Genomic DNA, 6,828 nt, shown 5'->3' on the forward strand with positions numbered 1-6,828 from the left:
GAGCAGGTGCACTTCTCCAGATTTTTCTTCATAGCACATTCCATTTTCAAATCCCCTTTTTTTGCCACAGAGATCACAGCGCGGCAGAGCCGCAACTAAAAAACATTAGCCACAGAGGGCACAGAGATCACAGAGCTATAACCAAAATCTTTAGAACAAAAAACAACTTAGGACACGGATGAATACGGATAAACACAGATAAAAAATTTTAGAAAATAATCTTAACAGAATTTTCAGAAATTGAACGTTAGTAGTACAGAGAACACAGAGGAAAAAATAGTTATAAAAGCGAAAGGCAAAAAAATTTTTATTTGTTTTTAATACCTGATTTTTTATTCTACTCTGTGATCTCTGTGTCCTCTGTGGCGAAGATGTTTTTATGGATATAAAGGGACGATGTCGAGGCCCAGGGATTCCTCGAGGCCGAGCATCAAATTCATGTTCTGGACAGCCTGACCCGATGCACCTTTGACCAGATTATCGATCGCTGCCAGCAAAATCAAACGGTTGTTTCTTTTATCGACTCTCAAGCCGATGTCGCAGTAGTTGGATCCCAACACGTCCGCCGTGCTGGGAAGAAGATCGGCGGGATGGATGCGGATGAATTTTTCATTGGCGTAAAAATTACGATAGAGGTCCAGAATCTCATTTTCAGAATAGGGTTTTTCAAGTGAAGCGTAGATCGTAGACAGGATACCCCGTTTCATCGGAACCAAATGGGGGGTGAAGGTGATGACGACTTTCTCTCCTGCCAACCAGCTTAATTCTTGCTCGATCTCCGGGGTGTGCCGGTGCTCGGCGACTTTGTAGGCCTTAAAATTTTCGCTCACCTCTGCAAAAAGAGAGGAGAGGACAGCCGACCTCCCGGCCCCGCTGACCCCCGATTTGGAATCGGCGATGATGGTCCGGTGGTCGATGAGCTTATTCTTTAAAGCCGGCGCCAGACCCAGGATGATGCTGGTTGGATAACAACCAGGGTTGGCAACCAGCGAAGTTTTTTTGATTTCTTCCCGATGAAGCTCCGGAATTCCGTATACGGCGTGCTTCAGGAACGCCGGGGCAGTGTGCGGTTCATACCATTCCTCGTAGACTTTGGGATCTGCCAGGCGAAAATCGGCGCTCAGGTCCACGACCTTCAGGCCTCTTTGGATAAACCTCGGAACGATATCCATTGCAGCCTTGTGAGGAAGGGCGGTAAAGAGAAAATCGCAGGTTTGCACTAAAGGTTCAACTTCTAAAGGCTGGCAAATCAAATCCGTTTCTTTCATCACCGAAGGAAAGACTTTCCAGATTGGCTGGCCCACGTACCGTTCCGCCGTTAAGGCGGTCATTTTTACTTGGGAGTGCCTGAGGAGCAGACGTACAAGCTCCAGTCCCGTATATCCTGTGGCACCTACAATCCCCACGCGCGTCATGGCTTTTCTCCTAAAATTTAAAATGAAAGGATTTCCCCTTCTCGCACCCCCTCAAGATAGGAGGGTTGAAAAGGGAGGAAAACTTCGTCATAGTTGATTTTTGGACGAAAAAAAAGGAAGGCTGAAGAGCCTTCCTTTTTCCTTTCCAAGGGTATTAACGCTTGGAGAATTGGAATCTCTTGCGAGCCCCTTTCTGTCCGTATTTTTTACGTTCTTTGATCCGCGAGTCCCGGGTGATAAGGCCGGCCTTTTTGAGGCTTTCGCGGAATTCGTCCTTCACTGTCAGAAGCGCCCGGGTGATTCCGTGACGGAGGGCACCGGCCTGGCCTATAATTCCTCCTCCTCGGACGGTAGCGGAGATGTCAAACTGACCAAGGGTTCCGGTGAGTTCGAGAGGCTGGGAAACCATCACTTTAGCTGTCTCCAATCTGAAGTAACTGCCCAGCTCTTGGTCATTGACTGTGACCTTACCTGCGCCTGGCCTCATCCAAACCCGGGCGATAGACGTTTTTCTTTTACCGGTTGCGTAGAATGTCTTTTCGGGCATTTTCTCTTCCTTTTAGGCGAAAGCCTCAGGCTGCTGGGCTTGGTGAGGATGCGCTTCGCCGGAATAAACTTTCAGTTTCTTTAAAAGTTTTCGACCTAATTTATTTTTAGGGAGCATTCCTTGCACGGCCATGGTGATCAACCGTTCAGGTTTTTTCTCTTTCATTTTTTCGGCACTAATGGATTTGAGTCCGCCAGGGTATCCCGAGTGATGAATATAAAGCTTTTGTTTCCATTTATTACCTGTCAGAGCTACTTTATCGGCGTTGACCACGACAACGAAATCGCCTACATCCATATGCGGGGTAAAAGTGGGTTTATGCTTCCCCCGGAGGAGAATCGCCACTCGGGAAGCCAACCGCCCCAGCGTTTTGCCGTTGGCGTCCACTAGATGCCACTTCCTTATGATCTCCCCCTTTTTCGGTATAGGAGTTGCCATGAAATAACCTCATAAAAGATTTTAAATATTAATTATATTAAATGAAAATTATTATGTCAATAAAAATTCCTATAGAAATTTTATTCATATCAAGCTTTTCCAGGAGTTACCTTCCCCTTTTTGGGCCCGGATAGGAAAGGGTTTTCGGAAGATTTTAGAAAATGAAAAATCCTCCCTTGACCTACCCTTTTCTTTTTTGGTAAAAGGGGAAAAGGAAAATCCCCCCTCGCCCCCCCCCTTTTAGAAAGGGGGGTTGGGGGGATTTAAAAGTTTGTCCAAGCGGAAAGGGGGAGGGGTGATGGAGACAATTTTCAAGAATGCAAATATCCTGACCATGGAAAAATCAGCACCGCAGGCCGAAGCCATAGCTGTGCAATTCGGCCGCATTGCTAAGCTGGGCCAGGCAGCGGAGATCGAAAAACTGGCCACACCCGGGACGAGGGTCATCGACCTCCAGGGGCAGACGGTACTGCCAGGATTTATCGACACGCACAATCATTTTTGCCTCTATGCCTTGCTTACTGACCAGGCAGATTGCCGGCCAGCCGCTGGCTGCGTGCGGGGGGAGGATGTGGTGGAAGCTTTGAGGGCCAAAGCCGCGAAAACACCGCCCGGAAAGTGGATCATGGGTTGGGGTTATGCTCCTTATTTGCTCGACGATAAAAAAGATCTCACCCGGGTGGACCTTGACCGGGCCTCAAAAAAACACCCCATCTGCCTGGTCCATGTTTCCGTTCACGGTGCAGTGGTCAATAGCCGCGCTTTGAAAGAATTAGGATTCACCAAGAAAACCCCCAACCCTCCCGGAGGAATCATCGCCCGTGATGAGCAAGGCGAACCAAATGGTATTTTGAGTGAATCGGCTTTTATGGGACCTTTATTCTTCCAGAGCCCTTCCATTTATTCGAAGATGATGAGTGAATATGACCGGCAGGGGAGAATAGAAATGATGTCCCGTTGCGCGGCCCGTTTCCAGAGCCTGGGCATTGTCGGCGCCCACGACCCGTTCGTTGACGCTTTGACGCTCCGTACTTATCAGGAGGCGGCAGAGGCCGACCATTTCCCCTTCCGCCTTTACGCTTATATCCTGAACCAATGGGCCGACCCGCTCTTAGCTGCGGGAATCAAGCGGGGGTTTGGTTCCGAATGGGTGAGAATCGGGGCTATTAAAATTTTCCTGGACGGGGGGATGAGCAGCCGAACCGCAGCCGTTTCCAAACCCTACGCCTATCCACCCGGAGCAGGAAAGGGAATTTTGAACTACGACCAGAAGGGGATCAACCGGGAAATCGAGAAATTCGATCAGGCTGGATACCAGATATCCGTGCATGCGCAGGGAGACCGGGCTTTGGAGATGCTGCTTAAAGCCTTCGGCAGGGTCATAGAAAAAGGAAATCCTTTGCGCCACCATATCGTCCACGCCGGGAACCTCATGCCTTCTCAGATCGACCGGGTGAAAGAACTGAACCTATATATTTGCAGCCAGGCTAATTTCTTCTCCCTCCTCGGCGACGGGTTCATCGAGGCTTACGGGCCGGAACGCTCCCAGGAACTTTATCGTTTTAAAACCCTTCTGCAACGGGGGATCAAACTGGGCTTTTCTTCGGACTGCCCGGTGGCAGAACCCAACCCTTTGATTGGAGTGCGCGACTCCATCTGCCGTAAAACCCCAAGCGGAAAAAAATTCGGTCCAGCAGAATGCCTAAAAGCTGAAGAGGCAGTCGCTTTATACACTCGGGAAGCAGCCTATTTTTCCTTCGAGGAAAAAGAGCGGGGAACCTTGAAGGAAGGCAAGGTGGCCGATCTGGTAGTGCTCGATAAAAATCCTCTGGAGGTTCCCCCGGAGGCGATTTCCGATTGCCGGGTAAAAATGACTGTGGTCGGTGGAAGGATCGTTTATGAAGGCCAATAACGAAATTTTTTCCGTTCCGGTTGTATTGGCCGACCGCTTTTTCATGTCAGAAAAAGCATTGGCGGAGATTGTTGCGATGGGTGGGTTCGCCTGGGCGGATGTCCGAGACCATCAGGAACTGGCTGAACGGTTGGGTAGATCGGCATCCGTGCGGGTCATCGTCTCTGAATACATCAAGATTAACTCGCAAGTCCTCGAGCAGGCTCCGGGCCTAAAAGGGGTGATCGCCTATGGTGCAGGATATGACCACATTAATGTTGATTCCTTAGCAAGTCGAGGGGTCGTCGTCTGCAACTGCCGGGGAGAGAATGCCCAAGCCGTGGCCGAGCTTACCTTTGGCCTTATGCTTTGCCTGCTACGCCGAATAAACCGCGCCGACCGCTGGGTCAGAGAAAATGGATGGCCAAAAACAGGTAGAAATTTGCCGGAGTGGGTTATGGGCAATGAACTTCAGGGAAAGACTCTGGGTATCATTGGCTTGGGGCAAATCGGGTCGCGAGTGGCTAGGATCGCCAGGGGCTTCGACATGAAGATCCTGGTTTACGACCCTTTTGCTCAACCTGCAGCGAATGCCTCCCATAAGATGGAAACGCCCCCTTTGGAAGAACTTCTTTCGAGCGCGGACATCGTCACCCTGCACGTTCCCCTCACTTCTGAAACGAAGAGAATGATAAATGCCAGAGCTCTGGCGATGATGAAACCAAAGGCTTTGCTAATCAATACTTCACGGGGGAAGGTGATTGACGAGCCCGTTTTGCTGGAAACCCTGAAGCAAAACCGCATCAGAGGGGCAGCTCTTGATGTCTTCGCCGACGAACCGATTTCCGGCGACCACCCCTTTTCCAGGTTGGAGAACGTCGTTCTAGCGCCGCATATGGGGGCCTTGACGCAGGAAGCGGGTGAGCGCCTTTCTGATGCCGTAGTCAGGCAGATCCGGGATATCCTAAACGGCCGGAGTCCGGAATGCCTCATCAATGCCTCAGCGAATAAGCGGTCAGCAATCAGCTTTCAGTATAAACGCTGAATTCTAAAAAGCCTTTCTCTGCGTTCTCCTCGTTCTCTGCGGTGGAAACGAAATTAATGCGCATCCTGGCCCTCAAAGCCAAAGGCTATGTTCTCCCTGCCATCCATGCATCCATGGTCAGAGCCTTCCAATCTTGCGGGGTGAAAGTCCTTGATCTGGCGGTTCCGCAACGTCCCCTTCAGTATCAAACCTTAAAAGAGATTAGCAACGGATATGATGCCATTTTTACCTTGGATCTTGGGGCGAATCCTGAATTCATATCCAACCTGAAAGAGTTTCAATTATCTTTACGAATTCCTTGGATTATTTGGTTTGCAGATGATCCTGATGGATATGGCTTCCCAGAGGTTTGTGAACCTGATTGGACTTTAGCCTTTTGCTGGGACGAAGCGATTACCCATAGAGAATTTTCATGGCGCGGAAGGCCATTGGCTTATCTCCCTCTGGCCACAGACCCCTCGGTTTTCTGGCCGGAACGGGCAGATTGCGGATTACTTTACCCGGGGGGTGTTTTTGTCGGCTCTACAGCTCATCCCAACGGCATTTTATCCGAGGTTCCCAGAAATACTCCGGGATTCAGGGAAGATGTTGAGGCTATCTGGCTTGATTACCGAGAAGACTTTCGGCAGCCGCTCCACAACTTGGCCTGGAGGAACCTTGCCCAAAAAACCAAACATGATTTGTATTCGATCCAAGGAGACCAGTTATGTCGACTATGGGTTCAGGCCTTAGTTTATCATGTTGGGATGATCAAGCGGCGGGAAATTGTTTCAAATGTTATAAAACCAGGAGGTGGGGTATTCGGGGATGAAGGGTGGAGCAGCCTTCTAAGGGAAAATCTCTATCAGGGTCGGATTGAGTATGGAGATGAGCTTAGAAGAGTTTACAGCAACAGCACCTTCGTCCTGGATGTTCGTCAGCCCCAAAGCCGGACTGGTCTGAGCCAGCGGATTTTCGACGCCATTGTTTGCAGATGTCCGGTTCTTAGTGAATGGTCTCCAGAGGTTGAAGCTTTATTCGGGCCCGAAGATGAAATTTTCGGTTTTAGAAATTTGGCCGAAGCCCTGGAGATGAGAGAGCGTTGTCTCCAGGACCCTAAAGATGTCTCCCTGGGCCTGGATGTTAAGGTTCTTCAGGGACAAGTCCAGGCTTTTGTCTCCGGTTTTCCCGTTGTAACTGACGCGAACCTCTTCGGTCAAGGCGATCCCGCTGAAAACAAAGAAAATGGAAAAGATAGCCAATAATATTTTCCCCATAAAGGCCTCCTTCTTTTTAAATTTTCACGCGCTACTCTTTTCGTCATTTTTGCGGAAATCTTAAAGACCGATAATGTTTGGGGTCAGCGGGCTGGGGCAGGCGCTGCTGGCCTGGGAGCTTCCCTAAGACAACTTTTTTAAATTCTTCGCCATAGTTATTGGGGAGGAGAGGGATGGCGTAGAATGGCGAAGAATGTTGAAGCAATTAACAGAATGATTGAAAAGGTTATAAGAAC

6 protein-coding genes are annotated in these 6,828 nt (G+C 49.6%); 3 read left to right on the plus strand and 3 right to left on the minus strand.

Going from position 1 to position 6,828, the window contains the following annotated elements; translation table 11 throughout:
• Nucleotides 1-377: 377 nt before the first annotated feature.
• From argC to rplM, 3 genes are all read right to left on the minus strand, one after another.
• On the minus strand, nt 378-1,415 hold the full coding sequence (gene argC / locus Q7V48_15135; protein ID MDO9212061.1) for an N-acetyl-gamma-glutamyl-phosphate reductase: 1,038 nt from the start codon (nt 1,413-1,415) through the stop codon (nt 378-380).
• 154 nt (nt 1,416-1,569) lie between these two features.
• Nucleotides 1,570-1,962 (minus strand): 30S ribosomal protein S9, encoded by a 393-nt coding sequence (rpsI, locus tag Q7V48_15140; GenBank protein MDO9212062.1) that lies wholly within the window; start codon nt 1,960-1,962, stop codon nt 1,570-1,572.
• A 12-nt stretch (nt 1,963-1,974) separates the two neighbouring features.
• On the minus strand, nt 1,975-2,400 hold the full coding sequence (gene rplM, locus Q7V48_15145) for a 50S ribosomal protein L13 (protein ID MDO9212063.1): 426 nt from the start codon (nt 2,398-2,400) through the stop codon (nt 1,975-1,977).
• 298 nt (nt 2,401-2,698) lie between these two features.
• On the opposite strand from rplM, the gene Q7V48_15150 reads away from it, so the two are divergent.
• Genes Q7V48_15150 through Q7V48_15160 form a run of 3 tightly spaced genes read left to right on the plus strand, consistent with a single transcriptional unit; the run spans nt 2,699 to nt 6,580 of the window.
• A complete protein-coding gene (locus Q7V48_15150) occupies nt 2,699-4,312 on the plus strand; it encodes an amidohydrolase (GenBank protein MDO9212064.1) in 1,614 nt (537 codons plus the stop codon).
• Nucleotides 4,299-5,336, plus strand: coding sequence for a hydroxyacid dehydrogenase (locus Q7V48_15155; GenBank protein MDO9212065.1), 1,038 nt, complete (start codon nt 4,299-4,301; stop codon nt 5,334-5,336). The genes Q7V48_15150 and Q7V48_15155 overlap by 14 nt, the downstream gene beginning before the upstream one ends.
• Before the next feature lie 56 nt (nt 5,337-5,392).
• Entirely contained in the window at nt 5,393-6,580 is a 1,188-nt protein-coding gene (locus Q7V48_15160; GenBank protein ID MDO9212066.1) for a glycosyltransferase, read from the plus strand.
• The last annotated feature ends 248 nt before the right edge of the window (nt 6,581-6,828 follow it).

This window comes from Deltaproteobacteria bacterium (assembly GCA_030654105.1).
In the GTDB taxonomy this organism is placed as follows: Bacteria; Desulfobacterota; SM23-61; order SM23-61; family SM23-61; genus JAHJQK01.